This window comes from Streptomyces sp. NPDC085524 (assembly GCF_044541755.1).
GTDB lineage: Bacteria > Actinomycetota > Actinomycetes > Streptomycetales > Streptomycetaceae > Streptomyces.
On record NZ_JBITTH010000003.1, the window covers coordinates 46,710 to 63,258 of the forward strand.

Annotated in this window: 18 protein-coding genes; 5 read left to right on the plus strand and 13 right to left on the minus strand. The window is 72.3% G+C overall.

Translation table 11 applies throughout. From position 1 onward, the window contains the following. Positions 1-76: 76 nt before the first annotated feature. The 3 genes from ACIGFK_RS05125 to ACIGFK_RS05135 all read right to left on the minus strand — a co-directional run bounded on the left by ACIGFK_RS05125 (position 77) and on the right by ACIGFK_RS05135 (position 2,434). Positions 77-274 carry a hypothetical protein gene (locus tag ACIGFK_RS05125; protein ID WP_376662136.1) on the minus strand — a complete coding sequence of 66 codons (198 nt, stop codon included), beginning with the start codon at positions 272-274 and terminating at the stop codon, positions 77-79. Positions 275-421: 147 nt separating this feature from the next. Further along, complete coding sequence (locus ACIGFK_RS05130) at positions 422-883, minus strand: molybdenum cofactor biosynthesis protein MoaE (protein WP_376662137.1); 462 nt, start codon at positions 881-883, stop codon at positions 422-424. Between the two features lie 396 nt (positions 884-1,279). Continuing rightward, the gene (locus ACIGFK_RS05135) at positions 1,280-2,434 is read right to left on the minus strand and encodes an SDR family oxidoreductase (RefSeq protein WP_400050620.1); all 1,155 of its coding nucleotides are present in this window, start codon (positions 2,432-2,434) and stop codon (positions 1,280-1,282) included. Positions 2,435-2,626: 192 nt separating this feature from the next. Here ACIGFK_RS05135 and ACIGFK_RS05140 point away from each other — a divergent pair, with 192 nt between their 5' ends. Next, complete coding sequence (locus ACIGFK_RS05140; RefSeq protein ID WP_400050622.1) at positions 2,627-4,027, plus strand: zinc-dependent metalloprotease; 1,401 nt, start codon at positions 2,627-2,629, stop codon at positions 4,025-4,027. Next, positions 4,024-4,554 carry an NUDIX hydrolase gene (locus tag ACIGFK_RS05145; RefSeq protein ID WP_376659861.1) on the plus strand — a complete coding sequence of 177 codons (531 nt, stop codon included), beginning with the start codon at positions 4,024-4,026 and terminating at the stop codon, positions 4,552-4,554. The genes ACIGFK_RS05140 and ACIGFK_RS05145 overlap by 4 nt, the downstream gene beginning before the upstream one ends. A gap of 76 nt (positions 4,555-4,630) precedes the next feature. On the opposite strand, the gene ACIGFK_RS05150 is transcribed toward ACIGFK_RS05145, so the two are convergent. From ACIGFK_RS05150 to ACIGFK_RS05165, 4 genes are all read right to left on the minus strand, one after another. Beyond that, a complete protein-coding gene (locus tag ACIGFK_RS05150) occupies positions 4,631-5,386 on the minus strand; it encodes an AIM24 family protein (protein ID WP_376659862.1) in 756 nt (251 codons plus the stop codon). Between the two features lie 17 nt (positions 5,387-5,403). Next, positions 5,404-6,084 (minus strand): AIM24 family protein, encoded by a 681-nt coding sequence (locus ACIGFK_RS05155; protein WP_376659873.1) that lies wholly within the window; start codon positions 6,082-6,084, stop codon positions 5,404-5,406. 20 nt (positions 6,085-6,104) lie between these two features. Continuing rightward, positions 6,105-7,751, minus strand: coding sequence for a TerD family protein (locus ACIGFK_RS05160; RefSeq protein ID WP_376659863.1), 1,647 nt, complete (start codon positions 7,749-7,751; stop codon positions 6,105-6,107). Between the two features lie 118 nt (positions 7,752-7,869). Continuing rightward, positions 7,870-8,409 carry a M48 family metallopeptidase gene (locus ACIGFK_RS05165; protein WP_376659864.1) on the minus strand — a complete coding sequence of 180 codons (540 nt, stop codon included), beginning with the start codon at positions 8,407-8,409 and terminating at the stop codon, positions 7,870-7,872. A gap of 235 nt (positions 8,410-8,644) precedes the next feature. On the opposite strand from ACIGFK_RS05165, the gene ACIGFK_RS05170 reads away from it, so the two are divergent. Both ACIGFK_RS05170 and ACIGFK_RS05175 read left to right on the plus strand, forming a co-directional pair. After that, positions 8,645-9,787: a ThiF family adenylyltransferase gene (locus ACIGFK_RS05170; protein ID WP_400050624.1), complete on the plus strand. Its 1,143-nt coding sequence runs from the start codon at positions 8,645-8,647 to the stop codon at positions 9,785-9,787. A gap of 84 nt (positions 9,788-9,871) precedes the next feature. After that, entirely contained in the window at positions 9,872-11,200 is a 1,329-nt protein-coding gene (locus ACIGFK_RS05175; RefSeq protein WP_376659866.1) for an ABC1 kinase family protein, read from the plus strand. A gap of 13 nt (positions 11,201-11,213) precedes the next feature. Here ACIGFK_RS05175 and ACIGFK_RS05180 read toward each other — a convergent pair whose 3' ends face one another. The 5 genes from ACIGFK_RS05180 to ACIGFK_RS05200 form a co-directional block, all read right to left on the minus strand. Beyond that, positions 11,214-11,423, minus strand: a complete 210-nt coding sequence (locus ACIGFK_RS05180; protein ID WP_376659867.1) for a hypothetical protein — start codon at positions 11,421-11,423, stop codon at positions 11,214-11,216. 101 nt (positions 11,424-11,524) lie between these two features. Then, positions 11,525-11,854 (minus strand): hypothetical protein, encoded by a 330-nt coding sequence (locus ACIGFK_RS05185; protein ID WP_376659868.1) that lies wholly within the window; start codon positions 11,852-11,854, stop codon positions 11,525-11,527. Continuing rightward, positions 11,851-12,222: a WhiB family transcriptional regulator gene (locus ACIGFK_RS05190; RefSeq protein ID WP_365165514.1), complete on the minus strand. Its 372-nt coding sequence runs from the start codon at positions 12,220-12,222 to the stop codon at positions 11,851-11,853. Before ACIGFK_RS05190 ends, ACIGFK_RS05185 begins: the two co-directional genes overlap by 4 nt. A 180-nt stretch (positions 12,223-12,402) precedes the next feature. Further along, positions 12,403-12,717, minus strand: a complete 315-nt coding sequence (locus tag ACIGFK_RS05195) for a hypothetical protein (protein WP_376659874.1) — start codon at positions 12,715-12,717, stop codon at positions 12,403-12,405. 181 nt (positions 12,718-12,898) lie between these two features. Further along, entirely contained in the window at positions 12,899-15,079 is a 2,181-nt protein-coding gene (locus tag ACIGFK_RS05200; RefSeq protein WP_386470209.1) for an ATP-dependent DNA helicase UvrD2, read from the minus strand. Between the two features lie 161 nt (positions 15,080-15,240). Here ACIGFK_RS05200 and ACIGFK_RS05205 point away from each other — a divergent pair, with 161 nt between their 5' ends. Then, the gene (locus ACIGFK_RS05205; RefSeq protein ID WP_030029876.1) at positions 15,241-15,501 is read left to right on the plus strand and encodes a mycoredoxin; all 261 of its coding nucleotides are present in this window, start codon (positions 15,241-15,243) and stop codon (positions 15,499-15,501) included. Between the two features lie 95 nt (positions 15,502-15,596). Here ACIGFK_RS05205 and nudC read toward each other — a convergent pair whose 3' ends face one another. Continuing rightward, positions 15,597-16,538 carry an NAD(+) diphosphatase gene (gene nudC, locus ACIGFK_RS05210; protein WP_376659870.1) on the minus strand — a complete coding sequence of 314 codons (942 nt, stop codon included), beginning with the start codon at positions 16,536-16,538 and terminating at the stop codon, positions 15,597-15,599. Between the last annotated feature and the right edge of the window lie 11 nt (positions 16,539-16,549).

Genomic DNA, 16,549 nt, shown 5'->3' on the forward strand with positions numbered 1-16,549 from the left:
TCCGACAGTACGGGACGCCCCTGTGAAGCGGCTGCCGGGGCCGGTCCGTGAGGGGCCCGGGCACTCGCGGGACGCGTCAGACGGCGTCGGAACCGGAGTGCGCTTCCGCCTTCACCTTGACCTGGTCGGCCTTGCCCATGGCCTCGCGGAACCTCGCGTAGCCGGCGAGCTCGGATATGTCGCCTTGCGTACGGTCGCGTGCCGCCCAGCTGCCCCATATGCCCGCGCCGATCGCGGCGAACAGCGGAATCAGCAACCACGCCAGAGATGCCATGGGCGTGTCTCCCTACCCCGAAAGTACGTGCCGTTGTGGTGGCTTCAACGCTCGTGCCCGTGGGGGGGTTACGCAAATCGAGGGCGTGTTGCGCGGCCGAACGGGTGCGAGGCTACCCCCTTCCGGGGGCGGCCCTTCCGCCGGGGGTCAGCAGGCGCCGACCCACTCCTCCGAGCCGTCCGCGAACGTCTGGTGCTTCCAGATCGGGACCTCGTGCTTGAGGTCGTCGATGAGCATCCGGCAGGCGTCGAAGGCTTCGCCGCGGTGCGGGCAGGACACGGCGACGACGACGGCGAGGTCGCCGACGGACAGGTCGCCGACCCGGTGCACGGCCGCCAGGGCGCGGACCGGGTACTTGGCCACGACGCGCTCGGCGATGCGGCGCATCTCGGCCTGGGCGGTGGGGTGGCAGGAGTAGCCGAGGGATTCGACGTCCGCTCCGCCGTCGTGGTTGCGCACCGTGCCGACGAAGAGCGTCGTACCGCCGGTCGCGTCGTCGCCGACGGCCCGGAAGACCTCGTCGATCGAGAGCGGGGTTTCACGGATGTCGAGCAGCCGGATGGGGTCCGAAGCGGCCTGCTCGCCGGGGTGGTCGAAGTGCGGTGCCATGCCTTCATCGTGCCCTAGCCGCCGACGCGGCGGAATAGCCGAATCGCCCGTCCCCCGCCCCCCGCCTTGGGAGCCTCCTACAGAAACGCGCTGGTGACGGCCGGGGGCGGAAATCCAGCCCCGGCGGCGCATGTCCAGCCCCGCCGGCGCTCGAGGCGCGGGGTCCGGGAAATCCAGCCCAACCGGCGCTCGAGACGCGGGGCCCGGGAAACCCAGCCCCGCCGGCGCTCGAGACGCGGAGTCCGGGAAACCCAGCCCCGCCGGCGCTCGAGACGCGGGGCCCGGGAAACCCAGCCCCGCCGGCGTTTGAGGCGCGGGGTCCGGGGCGGAGCCCCGGAAGCCCGGGCGCAGCCCGGGGCCCCGCCACCCGGCCCGGGAGGGCAGCGGCAGCCGGCCTCAGAGCCCGCGGCGCCTCCGCGCCGCACGGACCACCGCGGCCGCACCCAGCAGCGCGACCGTCGCACCCGCGGCACCGGCGGCCGTGGCGTCCTTGCGGCCCAGCCGGCGCCCCGCGACGGTGTGGCGTCCCGCCACCTCCTGGAGCAGCTCGGCCAGCACCTCCTCGTTCGTCCACCGCGGCCGCCACCCCGCCGCGTGCAGCCCGCTGACGCTGACCACCCACGGGTGCATCGTGTACGCGAGGTCACCCGCCGGGGACGGCGTGAGCCCGATCCGGTGCAGCCTGGCCGCCGCGCCCAGCGCGACCGCGGACGGGAGCTCCATGCGGCGGATGCCGCTCAGCTCCTCGACCTCCTCCTGCTCCAGCCAGCCCTCGCAGCCCACCGCCAGCTCGCCCTCGACCTTCTCCAGGGCGGCGTACTCCAGCGCGCTGACCAGGTCCTCCACGTGGCAGAACTGCCACGTCGGCCGGGAGCCGGCCACCACCAGCAGGCGCGGCGACTCGAAGTACCGGGTCAGCGCGGTGTCCGTACCGCCGACGAGGACCGCCGGGCGGACCACGGTCACGTTCAGTCCGGGGTGCGCGCGCGGCGCCCGGCGGCCCAGCCGCTCGATCTCCAGCAGGTCGCCGACGCCGGTCGCCTCGGCGGTGGCCCGCAGCTCGGAGTCCTCCGAGAGCGGGATGTCGTTGTCCGGCAGGGCCCCGTAGACCATCGCCGAGGTGCACAGCACGACCCGGTGCACCCCGGCCGCGGCGGCGGCCGTCAGCACGGTCTGCGTCCCGCGCACGTTGTACGCGGTGCGGGCCGCCGGGTCGGTCTCGAGGTCGAGGTCCAGGGCGAGGTGGACGACCACGTCCGCGCCGCGCAGCTTCTCGGCGATCGCGGGGTCCCGTACGTCCAGGACGTGCCACTGGGCGGCCGCGCACTCGCCCCGCCGCTCGTCGATCGCGACGACCTGCTTGACCTCGTCGGACTCGGCCAGCCGGCTCACCAGGGCGGCGCCCACCCCGGTCGCGGCACCGGTCACCGCGATCACCGGGCCGCGCAGGGCCGGGTTACGCGGCTGGCGAACACCATCGGTGCTGTCGGCCTGCTCGGGGCGATTTTCCGGGCTGAGCTTGTCCAAAGCGTGCGGATCCGGGGAACTCACCAGGCGTCTCCAGCGGTTGTCTTCAGTAGGGACGCGCAGCGACGCGTACCTACCAGGTGATGTCCATCCTGCCGCAGCCCAGGAGTCGGCGGAGCACCGAGCCCGCAAGCGGCTCGGGTGTCTACGCTGGGTGGTGTTGTCGGACCATTGCCCGTCGGCACCCGCCGACGGCCCTACGAGCCGAGGAAACCCGTGAGTGACACCCCATTCGGATTCGGCCTTCCGCCGGAGGAGCCGGACAACGGCGACGAGGGCAAGAAGAAGGGCAATCAGGGCGGTCAGGGCGGCCCGAATCCGTTCGGGTTTCCGGGCATGGGCCTGCCCGGCGCCGGCGGCCAGGGCGGTGCGGACAATCCGTTCGCCGCGATGTTCGGTTCGATGAACCCCAACGACCTGGGCGCGGCCTTCCAGCAGCTCGGTCAGATGCTGAGCTACGAGGGCGGTCCCGTGAACTGGGACATGGCCAAGGACATCGCCCGCCAGACCGTCTCGCAGGGCACGTCGGACGGTGTGAAGGACGTGAGCGTCGGCGTCGCCGAGAAGTCGGCCGTCGAGGAGGCCGTGCGCCTCGCCGACCACTGGCTGGACGGGGTGACCTCGCTGCCCTCGGGCGCCACCACGGCCGTGGCGTGGAGCCGCGCCGAGTGGGTCGAGGCGACCCTCCCGGTGTGGAAGGAGCTCGTGGACCCGGTCGCCGAGCGGGTCGGCGCGGCCATGGGCAGCGTGCTGCCCGAGGAGATGCAGGCCATGGCGGGCCCGCTGCTCGGGATGATGCGCTCCATGGGCGGCGCCATGTTCGGCCAGCAGATCGGCCAGGCCGTGGGCGTGCTCGCGGGCGAGGTCGTCGGCTCCACCGACATCGGGCTGCCCCTGGGACCGGCCGGCAAGGCCGCGCTGCTGCCGCTGAACATCGAGGGCTTCGGCAAGGACCTGGGCGTCCCGTCGGACGAGGTGCGGCTGTACCTGGCCCTGCGCGAGGCGGCGCACTCCCGGCTGTTCGCGCACGTGCCGTGGCTGCGCTCGCACCTCTTCGGTGCGATCGAGGGCTACGCCCGCGGCATCAAGGTCGACACCTCCAAGATGGAGGAAATGGTCGGTCAGCTGGACCCGTCGAATCCGGAGCAGCTCCAGGAAGCGCTCCAGGGCGGCATGTTCCAGCCGCAGGACACCCCGGAGCAGAAGGCCTCCCTGGCCCGCCTGGAGACGGCGCTCGCGCTGGTCGAGGGCTGGGTCGACGCGGTGGTGCACGAGGCGGCCAAGCCCCGGCTGACCTCGGCGGACGCGATGCGCGAGACCATGCGCCGGCGGCGTGCCTCGGGCGGTCCGGCGGAGCAGACCTTCGCGACGCTGATCGGCCTGGAGCTGCGTCCGCGCCGGCTGCGGGACGCCTCGCGGCTGTGGGCCTCGCTCACCGACGCCCGCGGGGTGGACGGCCGCGACGGGCTGTGGGAGCACCCGGACATGCTGCCGACGGCCTCCGACCTGGACGACCCGGACGGGTTCGTGCACCGCGAGCAGATGGACTTCTCGGAGATCGACAAGATGCTCGGCGAGGCCGCGGAGAAGCGCGACGAGGACGGCGGCGAGAAGTGAGCCTGCACGAAGACGCGGTGCTCGTGCTGAAGGAGTACGAGGGCCAGCCCGAGCTGCGCGACGTCTACCTGGAGCACCTCGCCGCCCACGAGGACGGGGTCTACAAGCCCTGCCGGGCCGGACACGTCACGGGCAGCGCCCTGGTGATCGACCCGGTCGGCGGCCGGGTGCTGCTCACGCTGCACAAGAAGCTGGGCATGTGGCTGCAGATGGGCGGCCACTGCGAGCCCGGCGACGAGACCCTGGCCGGGGTGGCGCTGCGCGAGGCCGCCGAGGAGTCGGGCATCCCGTCGGGGCTGAGCCTGCTGCCCGGCGGGCCGGTGCGGCTGGACCGGCATCCGATCCCGGAGCCCTGCAACTGGCACCTGGACGTGCAGTACGCGGCGCTGGCCCCGGCCGGTGCGGAGGCGGAGATCAGCGACGAGTCGCTGGACCTGCGCTGGTTCCCGTACGAGGAGGTGGCGGCGGTGGCCGACGCCTCGGTCGTGCGGCTGCTGGAGGCGACGCTGGCGCGGCTCGGCGGCTGATCCGCGGGGCGTGACGAAGACGGAAGGGGCGGTCCCGAGGTGGGACCGCCCCTTCGTCGTGGCCGTCGGCCTGCGACTAGTTCCAGGCGTTGTTCTGGTTCTGCGCGTGCGCGCCGTGCTGGCCCATGCCGAACTGGGCCGCCATGCCCTGGCCGAGCACGGCGTTCTGCGGCGGGAGCACCTCGCTGGGCTGGACCAGCGCGAAGCCGGTGCCCAGGAAGCTGAGCTCCCAGCCCTCGCCGGTGTTGCCGCGGCGCCGCCAGACACCGGTGGAGTGCGTCTGGGCCTGCATCTGCACGCGCAGCGAGGTGGACCAGGCGACGATGGCGTCGGCGTCGGCGTTGACGTACTTGTCCGGGGTGACCTGCATCATCAGCGGCTGGCCGGAGGTCATCAGGGCGACCTTGCCGCGGCCGGTGATGTTGAGCTGGTACTTGCCGGTGCCGGAGACCCCGTACTGGCTGTCGACCGCGATAGCCTCGGTGTGCAGCGTGGAGTCCATGGCGAGGACGTAGCTGCTGTCGACGGTGAGGCCGTCCTGGTCCACGTCGATGACGTGGACGTACTGGGCGAGGTTGGCCAGGTAGACCGTGCCCTGCCCGGAGCAGCGCATCAGGTCGAGGCCCTCGCCGGTGCGGGCACGGGCGGTGCGCTGCGTGGTGCTCTGGTACTCGCCGTCGAAGTCGACGATGCCCTGGTAGGCGACCATCGCTCCCTTGCGGGCGAGCACGTCGTCGTGGCCGGTCAGCGTGACCCGCAGGAGCTGCGGGTTCTGGACGGCGTACCGCTCCTGGGACTGCGCCTCGGCGTGGGCGAAAAGTGAGCTCTGCATGATGTGCCTTCTCCCCCTCAGCCCCGGGCCCGGAGCCGGTCGGTGCTGTCCTCGCTGGGCTGTACGACGACGATGCCCTGACCGGAGAAGGCCATCTGGTAGGCCTCCCCGCTGCCCCGGCCGATCAGGGACGAGGCCTTGAAGCTGCGCTTGCCCTTGACCTTGAGGTTCGGGGACCAGGCGACGAGCGCGTCGGGGTCGACGTAGGTCTCGTCCTCGCCTCGGCCGCAGTCGACGACGATCGGGGTGCCGCGGGAGGTGATGGCGACCCAGCCGGTGCCGGAGATCCCCACGTTGAACAGGCCCTGGCCGGCGAACTTCGCCATGCCCTTGACCCGCTCGACGCCCCACTGGAGGTGGGCGTCGAAGGCCAGCAGGTTGGTGCCGTTGACCGAGAGGGCGTCGTTGTTGAGGTTGATGACGACGACGTCCGCGCCGTAGTCGGCGAGGTAGAGCAGGCCGTCGCCGGTGCACTTCATGAGCGGTGCGCCTTCGCCGGTGAGCCACTGCGAGGCCATCTGGCGGACGGCCGGCGGGTTGGGCTCGTACTGGACGAAGCCCTCGTAGGCGACCATCGAGCCCGTGCGGGCGAAGAGGTCCTGGCCGCTCTGCATGGCGACCTTGAGCATGGCCCGGCCATGGTTCTCCATGCGGGCCGTGACGGGGGTCGGGGCGTAGCCCGCGAGCTGCTGGTTCATTGCGTTCATGTCGGGCTCCCTCAGACCTCGTACGGCTGGACGACGATGAAGTTGCCGGGAGCACCGCGGAACTGGAGGTTCACGGTCTCCCCGCTGTGGCCGGGGTAGGCGTTGCGCCGGAGCCGGACCTGGCTGGACAGGATCACCTGGGAGGCGGCCGACCACGCCACGATGGCGTTGCTGTCCGCGAAGGTGGTCGGGGTGACGGGCAGGACGACGGGGACGCCGTGCGTCTTGACGATCACGGTGCCGGTGCCCTGGAACTGCATGGTGAACAGGGCGCCGCCGGGGATGCCGTGGCCCTCGATGCGGCGGACCTCGTGCTGGAGCGACTCGTCGAAGGCGAGGACGGCTTCGGCGGAGACGCAGATCGCGTCGCCCTGGAGTTCGATGGCGTGCAGGTGCGCGCCGTTCTCCGCGAGGAAGACCTGGCCGCGGCCGGTGCAGCGCATGAGCTGCATCTCCTGGCCGGTGGCGTTGCCGACGATGCGGCCTGCGAAGCCCGCGCCCTTGTAGCTGAAGTCGACCTTGCCCTGGTACAGGACCATGCTGCCCTGGCGGGCGAGGACGGGCTGGCCGCCCATGGCGAGGTCGACCCGCATGAGCTGCTGGTTCTGCGGGGTCCAGCGGGAGCCCGTGGGGGCTTCCTTGTACGGCTGGAGGGCGGCGGCGAGGCCTGCGCCCGCGGCGGGGGCGGCCTGCTGGGGGTAGCCGGGCTGCTGGCCGTACGCCGGGGGCTGCTGGCCGTACGCGGGGGGCTGCTGGCCGGGGACCTGGCCGTACGACGGCTGCTGGCCGTAGCCCGGCTGGGGCTGCTGGCCGTAGGGCGCGGGGGCCGGGGCGGGCGGCGGCGGGACCTGGCCGTAGGGCTGCTGCTGGGGCGGCTGGGCGTAGGACTGCGGCGGCATGGCCAGCGGCGCGGCCATCGTCGGCGCGCTGTGCTGCGGGTACGCCTGAGGCTGCGGGGCGGGGGCCGGCGCGGCCGGGACCTGGCCGCCGTAGGAGGGCGCCGGGGCCTGAGGGACCTGCGCCTGCGGGGCGGGCGCTCCGAAGGCGGGGGCCGGGGCGGGGGCCTGCGGCGGCGCGGCGAAGCCGGGCGAGGCGGCGGCCTGGGCCGGGACCTGCTGCTGCGGCTCCTCCTCGGCGACCTCGCCGCCGAAGTTCTTCAGCAGCGCCTCGAGTCCGCCGTCGAAGCCCTGGCCGACGGCCGCGAAGCGCCAGACGTCCTTCAGGTAGAAGTCGCCGAGCATGACGGCGCGCTCGGTGCTGAACTCCGAGCCGTTGAACGAGTACCGGACGACTTCCTCGCCGCCGGCCACGATCCGGATGTAGCCCGGGCCGATCTGCGACATCTGTCCGGCGCCGTCGATGGTGGCGGTGAAGGACAGCTTGTGGATGTTCGCCGGGATGCGGTCCAGGGTCACGCGGAAGGACTCCGCGTCGCCGGACTGCGCGCCGAGGAGCTGGATGGACTCCTCCGGCGACTTCGGCTGGTTGAAGAAGACGAAGTAACGGTCGTCCGACAGCTGTTCATTGGCGTCGAGGCCGAAGCAGCTGATGTCGAAGGTGAGTCCGGGTCCGGAGATCTGGACGCCTACGTACAGATCCGTGCCCGCCGTCAGATCACTGATCTTGGCCTTGTGGCCTCGTTGGAATTCCCTGGCCATACGTAACGACCGTCCCCCATCCCGACTGTGAATACGTGCCGCTCAGGCTAACGGCAACTTCCGACATCCGGCCAAGCCGGTACCGACCCGGTACATATCACGCTGCGCTGCTCCGGACCTATTCGTCGCGGGCCGCGGGGACCTTCGGCAGCCGCTCGGCCGCGACGACGCCCTCCAGGTATCCGCGGGCCCGTTCGGTCTTCGGGTAGGCCTCCAGCAGCCCCCAGAAGCGGGGGCCGTGGCCGGGGACCAGGAGGTGCGCGAGCTCGTGCAGGAGCACGTAGTCGACGACGTACTCCGGCATTCCCTGGAGCCGGTGGGAGAGCCGGATGCTGCCCTCGGCCGGAGTGCAGGAGCCCCAGCGGGTGTTCTGGTTGGTGACCCAGCGGACCGATCGGGGGCGGGCGCGGCCTCCGAAGTACTGCTCGGACAGACGCTCGGCGCGCTCGCCCAGTTCCGCGTCCCCGAGGGTGCGCTTGCCCTCCTGGGCGGCGAGCTTGTCGAGCATGACGCCCACCCAGCGCTGCTCCTCGGCCTCGGACATCCGGGCAGGGATGAGGACGACCGTACGGTCACCCTCGCGGTAGGCGGATACGGTCCTGCGGCGGCGCGCGCTCCGGCGGACTTCCACGGCGCGCTGCGTTGGGTCGGCGGACACGCCATGACGGTACCGGGTCGCCGTCGCAGAAGTCCCGCTCGTCCAGGGTTCGAACATGATCGATTCACGAGGAGTCCACGGAACATCCCTTTTCTTCATCTCATATGCCTAATACCCCTCGCCTGTGGACAAATTTCTGCACGGAATTCGGCGGGCGGGCACTGTTGCGGAAGACCCGGAAATCGGGGGCGGGATCGGACCGGATCGGATCCGATCGGATCGGGGGGGGCGGGAGATGTATCCGAAGGTGAAGCCGGCGCTGGCACGGGCCTGGCGGGATCTGCAGACGGTGCAGTTCGGGGTGACACCGGCGCACGCGGTGGTGCTCGGCCCGGTGGACACGGCGACGGGCGCGCTGATCGACCGGATCGACGGGACGCGGGGGATGGAACTGCTGCGCGCGGAGGCCGCGGTGATGGGGCTGCCGGACGGCCGGGCGGACGAGGTGGTGCGGCGGCTCGCGGGGGCCGGCCTGATCGACGACGCCACGGCGGGCGGTCCGCCGGCGCAGGCCCTGCGCAAGCGGCCGGAGGCGCTGGAGCGGCTGGGGCCCGATCTGGGTTCGCTCTCCCTCGTCCACCGCGAGCCGGGCGGGGACTTGCGGGGCGTGGCCGCTCGCCGGGCGATACAGGTCCAGGTGCGCGGGAGCGGCCGGGTGGGCGGGGTGATCGCCTCGGTGCTGGCGGGAGCCGGCGTGGGCCGGGTGGAGGTCCTCGACGGAGGCCGGGTGGAGCCGGCGGATGTGGCGCCGGGCGGGATCGGGCCGGGCGGCGTGGGCCGGCTGCGGGCGGAGGCGGCCGGGAAGGCGGTGCGCGAGGCGGCTCCAGGTCCCGCCCCGAGGGCCGGGGAGCACACGGGGGCGGAGCCCGGGCTGGCCCTGGTGGTGGTCGCGCCCCGGGACGGGCTGGCGGCCTGGGCCCCGGATCCGGAGACCTCGGCCGACTGGGTCGCCACCGGCGTCCCGCACCTGTTCGCGGGTGTGCTGGAGGGCACCGGGATGGTGGGGCCGCTGGTGCTGCCGGGGGCGACGGCCTGCGCCGGATGCATGGAACGCGACCGCGTGGACGGGGATCCGGCGTGGCCGAGGATGCTGGTGCAGTGGAGATCGGCCCGCCGGCGCAGCGCGGGCGCCGCCTGCGACCTGGGGCTGTCCACGGCGGTGGCCGGGCTGGCCGCGGCCCACGCGCTGTCCTTCCTCGACGGGGAACTCCCCGCCAGCACGGGCTCCCGCTGGGAGGCGGCCCTGCCCGCCCTGCACTGGGAGGCCGCCCCGGTGCACCCGCACCCCGACTGCCCGTGCGGGGCGGGCGCGGCCCGTCCAGCGGCGCTGGAGCACGCAGGAGGAGGATCGGGAGCGGACCGGCAGGGAGGGCCATGACAGGATGCGTTGGGTCTGCCGGGCCGGAGGGCGGGCCAGGGGCTGCCGCTTGCGGCGCAGCTGTCTGGGAAACGGAGGGGCGTTATGTCTGATCTTCCCCGGAAGGCGGTCACCCGTACCGCCAAGCTTGCCGCGCTGCCGCTCGGCATCGCCGGCCGGGCCACGTGGGGGCTGACCAAGCGGATCGGCGGCAAGTCGGCCGAGCTGGTCGCGCGCGAGCTTCAACAGCGCACCGCGGAGCAGCTGTTCCGCACGCTCGGGGAGCTGAAGGGCGGTGCCATGAAGTTCGGGCAGGCCCTGTCGGTCTTCGAGTCGGCCCTGCCCGAGGAGGTCGCGGGGCCCTACCGGGCGGCGCTGACCAAGCTTCAGGAGGCGGCCCCGCCGCTGCCCGCGGCGACGGTGCACCAGGTGCTGGCGGAGCGGCTCGGCGCGGACTGGCGGGAGTTGTTCGAGGAGTTCGAGGACAAGCCGGCCGCGGCGGCCTCCATCGGCCAGGTGCACCGGGCGGTGTGGCACGACGGCCGGGCGGTGGCGGTCAAGGTCCAGTACCCGGGGGCCGGTGAGGCGCTGCTGTCGGACCTGAAGCAGCTGGGCCGGTTCGCCGGGCTGCTGGGGCCGCTGATCCCCGGCATGGAAATCAAGCCGCTGATCAAGGAGTTGCGCGACCGGGTCGCCGAGGAGCTCGACTACGAGCTGGAGGCGGAGGCCCAGCGGACGCACGCGGACGCCTTCGCGGACGACCCGGACGTGGTCGTGCCGGAGGTCGTGCACCAGGGCGACCAGGTGCTGGTGACCGAGTGGATGGAGGGCACCCCGCTGTCGGAGGTGATAGCCGACGGCACCGACGAGGAGCGCGACCGCGCCGGTCAGCTGCTCGCCCGGTTCCTCTTCTCCGGTCCCGCGCGCACCGGTCTGCTGCACGCGGACCCGCACCCGGGCAACTTCCGCCTGCTGTCCGGCGCGGACGGCCGGACGCGGCTGGGCGTCCTGGACTTCGGCACGGTCGACCGGCTGCCCGGGGGCTGGCCCAAGCCCATCGGCAGGTCGCTGCGGATGACCCTGGACGGTGACGCCGAAGGGGTCTACGGGCACCTGTGCGCGGAGGGGTTCGTGAAGGAGTCCATAGAACTGGACCCCGATGCGGTGCTGGACTACCTGAAGCCGATCATCGAGCCCGCCGAGGCCGAGGAGTTCACCTTCACCCGGCCGTGGCTGCGCGGCCAGGCGGCGAGGATCGCCGATCCCCGCTCCCCCGCGCACCAGTTGGGCCGGCAGATCAACCTGCCGCCCTCGTACCTGCTGATCCACCGCGTGACGCTGAGCACCATCGGGGTGCTGTGCCAGCTGGGCGCGACGGTGCGGCTGCGGGACGAACTGGACACCTGGCTGCCGGGGTTCGCTTCCGACGAGTGACGCCGGGAGGCGGTCACCACCAGGAGGAGTCGAGCCTGCCCTCGATCGCGCGGAGGTTGGCGCGCGCGCAGTCGACGCAGAAGTACTGCCTGGTCCCGTTCTCCACCGAACAGGTCCAGGTGGGCGGGGGGCCACCCGGGGGCGACTGGGTGCCGCAGCGCGCGCAGACGACGGGCTGGGGCTCGCTTCCCGGTGGGGCGGGGTGGGGAGTCGGCTGGTCCACCTACAGACGATATCCCCGCAAGGGGTGGACAGCCGTCCGCAACGCACCGGAGGGACCGGTCCCTTCGGACCGGTCCCCCCGGGTGGTTCTGTCTTCAGCTCTTAGTGCATGACGGCCATGGCCAGCGCACGGCGGGCGCGCAGCGAGACGCGCTCGGCTCGCCGCTGCATGCGGCGGGCGGCGACCAGGCGCAGGGCGAGACGCTCGGCGTCCACCTCACGCATGCGGTCGTCCATATGGGCACGAGCCATGGCTTCTGGGATGAGTTGCATTTCACGGGTCCTGTTCTGACGCGAGGTGATCTCGCCTGCGGTGATGAAGTCTGCGTGGGCGGCGCCGTGCGGCTGCTCGCTCGTGGTGGAGGGGGACATGAGGGCCTGCTTCAGGGGGTCGTGCGTGAGGGGGCGGTCGATGGTTCCGAGGGCGGTCATGCCGCTGCAACCGGGTTCTTGCGCGGGCGGCCACGGGGGCGCTTCCGGGCTACGACGACACCCTGGACGAAGAGCTCTCCGCCCCAGACGCCCCAGGGCTCACGACGCTCGGTCGCCCCGGCGAGGCAGGCCTCGACGAGCGGGCAGGTACGGCAGAGGGACTTCGCGTACTCGACGTCCGCCGGGGACTCGGCGAAGAAGACCTCCGGGTCGAAGGTGCGGCAGGGAACCGGGACGCCGAGGTTCTCGATGGCGTCGTCGAGCGCGGTGAGCGCGGTGAGCGGGGTCAAGGTGGAGTCCTCCGGGACTGCGGGCGGGGAGAGAGTCTGGGTCTGCGATACGGACGGGGCGTGCGCTTCGAGTTGCACGGTGTTTTCTTCCTCGTCTTGGTCGGCTAGTCGTTCCGGCCGGTCGGCCGGTCGCGGCTGGTCTGGTTCTGCCAGTCCCGAGGCCCCTTCGCTCCGTCATCCCCGTTCGGGGACAAACAGAAGGGCCGCGGATCCCGGGTGGGGTTCCGCGGCCCTGAAGGCGCCGGCCTGATCTTTCGATCAGGCTGGATCACTCCAGGGTTCGAGCCCACGGAAGGCCCACATCAGGTGGTGCTGGTGCTTCGTCGTCTGCTTCGTCTTGGATCCGGCACCGGCTTCGGCGGCGAAGCCATAGGCGCCCTGCGCCTGAGCTTCTGCTGCCAGTACTGCCACCGGTGCCTGGGTCGGTCGCTCATTGCGCGCGCTGACCGGAAGGGTCGCCAGCAGGGCGGGGCGGTCGGCGGAAATCGCGGACGCACCGGTACCCCGGAGGGAGACGGAACCGAGCAGGCAGGAAGCGGCGACCGAGCGATCGGTCATTTTGGTGAAGGTCATGAAGCTGGTCACTGGTCTCGCCTCCTCTCGGCGTCTCGGGGACCTGGCCCCGGGGGGCCCGTCCCATGCGTATTCGGATAAGTACAGCACGGATCCAGGGCTTCGGAGAAGCCACCGTTTCCGTTGCTAAGAACCTATGGGTCTTCGCTGGGCATGTGCAAACTATTTTTCCGACGAGTTTCTACGCGTCGTCAGAATCCTCGGTTCCGCTCTCCCGGCCTGCGCAGATGGCCAGGACATCGGCCCCGTACCGGTCGAGCTTGCGGCCGCCCACTCCGGAGATCATCGAGAGCTCTCCCGCCTCCGAGGGCGCGGCCTCCGCGATGGCCATCAGGGTCTTGTCCGTGAAGACGCAGTACGCGGGCAGTCCCTGCTCCTTCGCCTGGACCGCGCGCCAGTCCCGCAGCCGCTCGTAGAGCCCTTCGTCCATGTCGGACGGGCAGTCCTCGCAGCGCATCAGTTTGATCTCGCCGGCCTCGGTCAGGGTCTTGCGGCACACCCGGCACAGGGTGGGGCCCCGTCGGCCGCGCTTGCGGGCCTCCCGGTCGGCCGGGGAGCCCGGCAGGCTCCCCGGGGCCGCGGAGCCCGGCCGCAGGCCGTTCAGGAAGCGGCTGGGGCGCCGGGAGGCCCTGCCGCCCGGGGCACGGGAGAGCGCCCAGGAGAGCGTCAGGTGCAGCCGCGCCCGGGTGACGCCGACGTAGAGGAGCCTGCGCTCCTCCTCGACCTGCTCGTCGGTCTTGGCATATGTGATCGGGATCATGCCGTCGGTGAGGCCGACGAGGAACACGGCGTCCCACTCCAGGCCCTTGGCCGCGTGCAGCGAGGCCAGGGTGACGCCCTGCACCGTCGGGGCGTGCTGGGCGGCCCTGCGCTCCTCCAGCTCGACCGTCAGGTCCGCCAGGTTGGCCCCCGGCCGGCTGCGGGCGAAGTCCTCGGCGAGACGGACCAGGGCGGCCAGCGATTCCCACTGGTCGCGGACGGCGCCGGAGCCGGCGGGCGGCTCGGCGGTCCAGCCGGTGGAGCTGAGCACGGCGCGGACCTGGGCGCCCAGTTCCACGACGTCGTCGAGGACCCGGTCGTTCCCGCTCCCGGCGGAGCGGGCTGCTCCGCGCAGCGCGAGGATCGCCTTCTGGACCTCCTGCCGCTCGAAGAACCGCTCGGCCCCGCGCAGCTGGTAGGGGACCCCGGCGTCGGCGAGGGCCTGCTCGTAGACCTCGGACTGGGCGTTGATGCGGAAGAGCACGGCGATCTCGCCGGCCGGGACGCCCGCCGCGATCAGATCGCGGATCCGGTGGGCGACGCCCTCGGCCTCGGCGGGCTCGTCCGGGTACTCGGCGTAGACCGGGTCGGGGCCGGTCTCGCGCTGCGACACCAGCTCCAGGCGGTGCTCGGCGGCCCGGCCCCTGGCCTGCTTCAGCAGCCCGTTGGCGAGGTGGACCACCTGGGGGGTGGAGCGGTAGTCGCGGACCAGCTTGACCACGGTGGCCTGCGGGTAGCGGGTGCGGAAGTTCAGCAGGTGGTCGGGGGTGGCGCCGGTGAAGGAGTAGATCGTCTGGCTGGCGTCGCCGACGACGCAGAGGCTGTCCCGCTCGCCGAGCCAGAGGTCGAGGAGCCGCTGCTGGAGCGGGCTGACGTCCTGGTACTCGTCGACCACGAAGTGCTGGTACTGGGCGCGGATCTGCTCGGCGATGTCGTGCCGGTCCTGGAGGATGCCGACCGTCAGGAGCAGCACGTCCTCGAAGTCGATCATCGCGCGGTCGCGCTTGAGCTGCTCGTACGTCCCGTAGATCTGTGCGATCTCGGCCAGGTCCCGGGGGGCCTCGCGGCCCGCCTTGACGGCGGCCGCCGGATAGTCGGCGGGCACCGTCTGGGTGACCTTGGCCCACTCGATCTCGCCGGTGACGTCGCGCAGCTCGCCCCGGTCGAGGCGGATGCGGCAGCGGGCGCCGGCCTCGGCGACGAGCTGGATCTTGCGCTCCAGCAGCCGCGGCACGTCCCCGCCGACCGCCTTGGGCCAGAAGTACTGGAGCTGGCGCAGGGCGGCGGAGTGGAAGGTGCGGGCCTGCACCCCGCCGGCGCCGAGACCGCGCAGGCGGCCGCGCATCTCCCCGGCCGCGCGGTTGGTGAAGGTGACGGCCAGCACGCTGGCGGGCATCAGCTGGCCGGACTGGACCCCGTACGCGATCCGGTGGGTGATCGCGCGGGTCTTGCCCGTGCCTGCGCCGGCCAGCACGCACACCGGCCCGCGCAGGGTCGTCGCGACCTCGCGCTGCTCCGGGTCCAGGCCCAGGAGCACCGCGTCGGCCGATTCCGGGGAGCCGGCGGAGGCGGGGAAGGATGGGGAGTGCGTTGCTGCTGTCACCCCGCAATGCTGCCAGGTCTCGTGGGCCGGGCGGGAAACTTGTCCACAGCCTGCGGGCTTCCGTCGTACTTGTACGACGGATGGGGTGGTACGGGAATGGCGGCGCGGTCCCGTACGTTCGGGTACTCGGACCACCGAGCCCTCACGAAGGAGAGCGCAGCATGCAGGACACGGGCACCGTCACGATGTACAGCACGACCTGGTGCGGCTACTGCCGCCGGCTGAAGACCCAGCTGGACCGGGAAGGCATCGCGTACAACGAGATCAACATCGAGCTCGACCCGGCGTCCGCGGCGTTCGTGGAGAAGGCGAACGGCGGCAACCAGACCGTTCCCACCGTGCTCGTGAAGTCCGCCGCCGGCAACGAGTCCGTCATGACGAACCCGAGCCTGGCCCAGGTCAAGCAGGCCCTCGCCGTCTGAGGGACACCGCCGCGGGTTCTCCGCCGAGCCCATCAGAAGGGCCCCCGCCGCGGCGGGGGCCTTCTGCTGTGACGAAAGTTACTCGGCGACGAAACTCACGCGGCCGGCTTCGGCAGCGGTTCGCCGTACCAGTTCTCGACGAGGCGGGCGGCGATGGAGATGCCCGACGGGGGCACCACCTCGCCGCTCTCGAACGCCCGGCGCAGGTCCTCGCGGGAGAACCAGCGGGCCTCCTGGATCTCCTCGCCGTCCACGTTGATCTCCGAGGTGGTGGCGCGGGCCGTGAAGCCCAGCATCAGGCTGTACGGGAAGGGCCACGGCTGGCTGGCCACGTACTCGACCTCGCCGACCCTGACGCCCGCCTCCTCCCACACCTCGCGCACGACGGACTGCTCGATGGACTCGCCCGGCTCCACGAAGCCGGCCAGGGTCGAGAAGCGGCCCTCGGGCCAGTGGACCTGGCGGCCGAGCAGCGCGCGGTCCTGCTCGTCCGTGACCAGCATGATCACGGCCGGGTCGGTGCGCGGGTAGTGCTCGGCGCCGCAGCCCGGGCAGCGGCGGATGTGTCCGGCGGCCGCGACGACCGTGCGCTCGCCGCAGCGGGAGCAGAAGCGGTGCATCCGCTGCCAGTTCTCCAGTGCCACGGCGTGCACCATCAGCCCGGCGTCGCGCGGGCCCAGCAGCAGTCCGGCCTCGCGCAGGCCGGCCGGGCGGGCCGACTGGTCCATGCGGCCCGGCAGGGAGTCCTTCTGCAGCGCGAAGTACCGTACGCCGTCCTCGTCGGTGCCCAGGAAGTAGCGGTGCGTCTCCGTGGCCGGGGCCTCGAAGGCCGCGGTCATCACGATGCCGGTGCCCCCGTCGGGGGTGTCGTCGATCAGCACCTGGCCGCCGGAGACGACGAAGACACGGGTGGTGGGGTGGCTCCAGGCCGCGGCGAGCCACGCCTCGTCGAGGCGGTGGTGCGCAGCGCGGTCGATTCCGCTGGCCGCGGCCAGCGAGAGCGGGCGCTCGGTACGGGTGCTCACAGGTACTTCCAACTCCCCCGGTG

Bases quoted from the DNA above. Each gene is read 5' to 3' on its own strand.
- ACIGFK_RS05150 (WP_376659862.1), bottom strand. From the start codon at position 5,386: ATGCAGAGCTCACTTTTCGCCCACGCCGAGGCGCAGTCCCAGGAGCGG.
- ACIGFK_RS05170 (WP_400050624.1), top strand. From the start codon at position 8,645: ATGTATCCGAAGGTGAAGCCGGCGCTGGCACGGGCCTGGCGGGATCTG.
- ACIGFK_RS05155 (WP_376659873.1), bottom strand. From the start codon at position 6,084: ATGAACCAGCAGCTCGCGGGCTACGCCCCGACCCCCGTCACGGCCCGC.
- ACIGFK_RS05185 (WP_376659868.1), bottom strand. From the start codon at position 11,854: ATGACCGCCCTCGGAACCATCGACCGCCCCCTCACGCACGACCCCCTG.
- ACIGFK_RS05195 (WP_376659874.1), bottom strand. From the start codon at position 12,717: ATGACCTTCACCAAAATGACCGATCGCTCGGTCGCCGCTTCCTGCCTG.
- ACIGFK_RS05130 (WP_376662137.1), bottom strand. From the start codon at position 883: ATGGCACCGCACTTCGACCACCCCGGCGAGCAGGCCGCTTCGGACCCC.
- ACIGFK_RS05160 (WP_376659863.1), bottom strand. From the start codon at position 7,751: ATGGCCAGGGAATTCCAACGAGGCCACAAGGCCAAGATCAGTGATCTG.
- ACIGFK_RS05205 (WP_030029876.1), top strand. From the start codon at position 15,241: ATGCAGGACACGGGCACCGTCACGATGTACAGCACGACCTGGTGCGGC.
- ACIGFK_RS05175 (WP_376659866.1), top strand. From the start codon at position 9,872: ATGTCTGATCTTCCCCGGAAGGCGGTCACCCGTACCGCCAAGCTTGCC.
- ACIGFK_RS05125 (WP_376662136.1), bottom strand. From the start codon at position 274: ATGGCATCTCTGGCGTGGTTGCTGATTCCGCTGTTCGCCGCGATCGGC.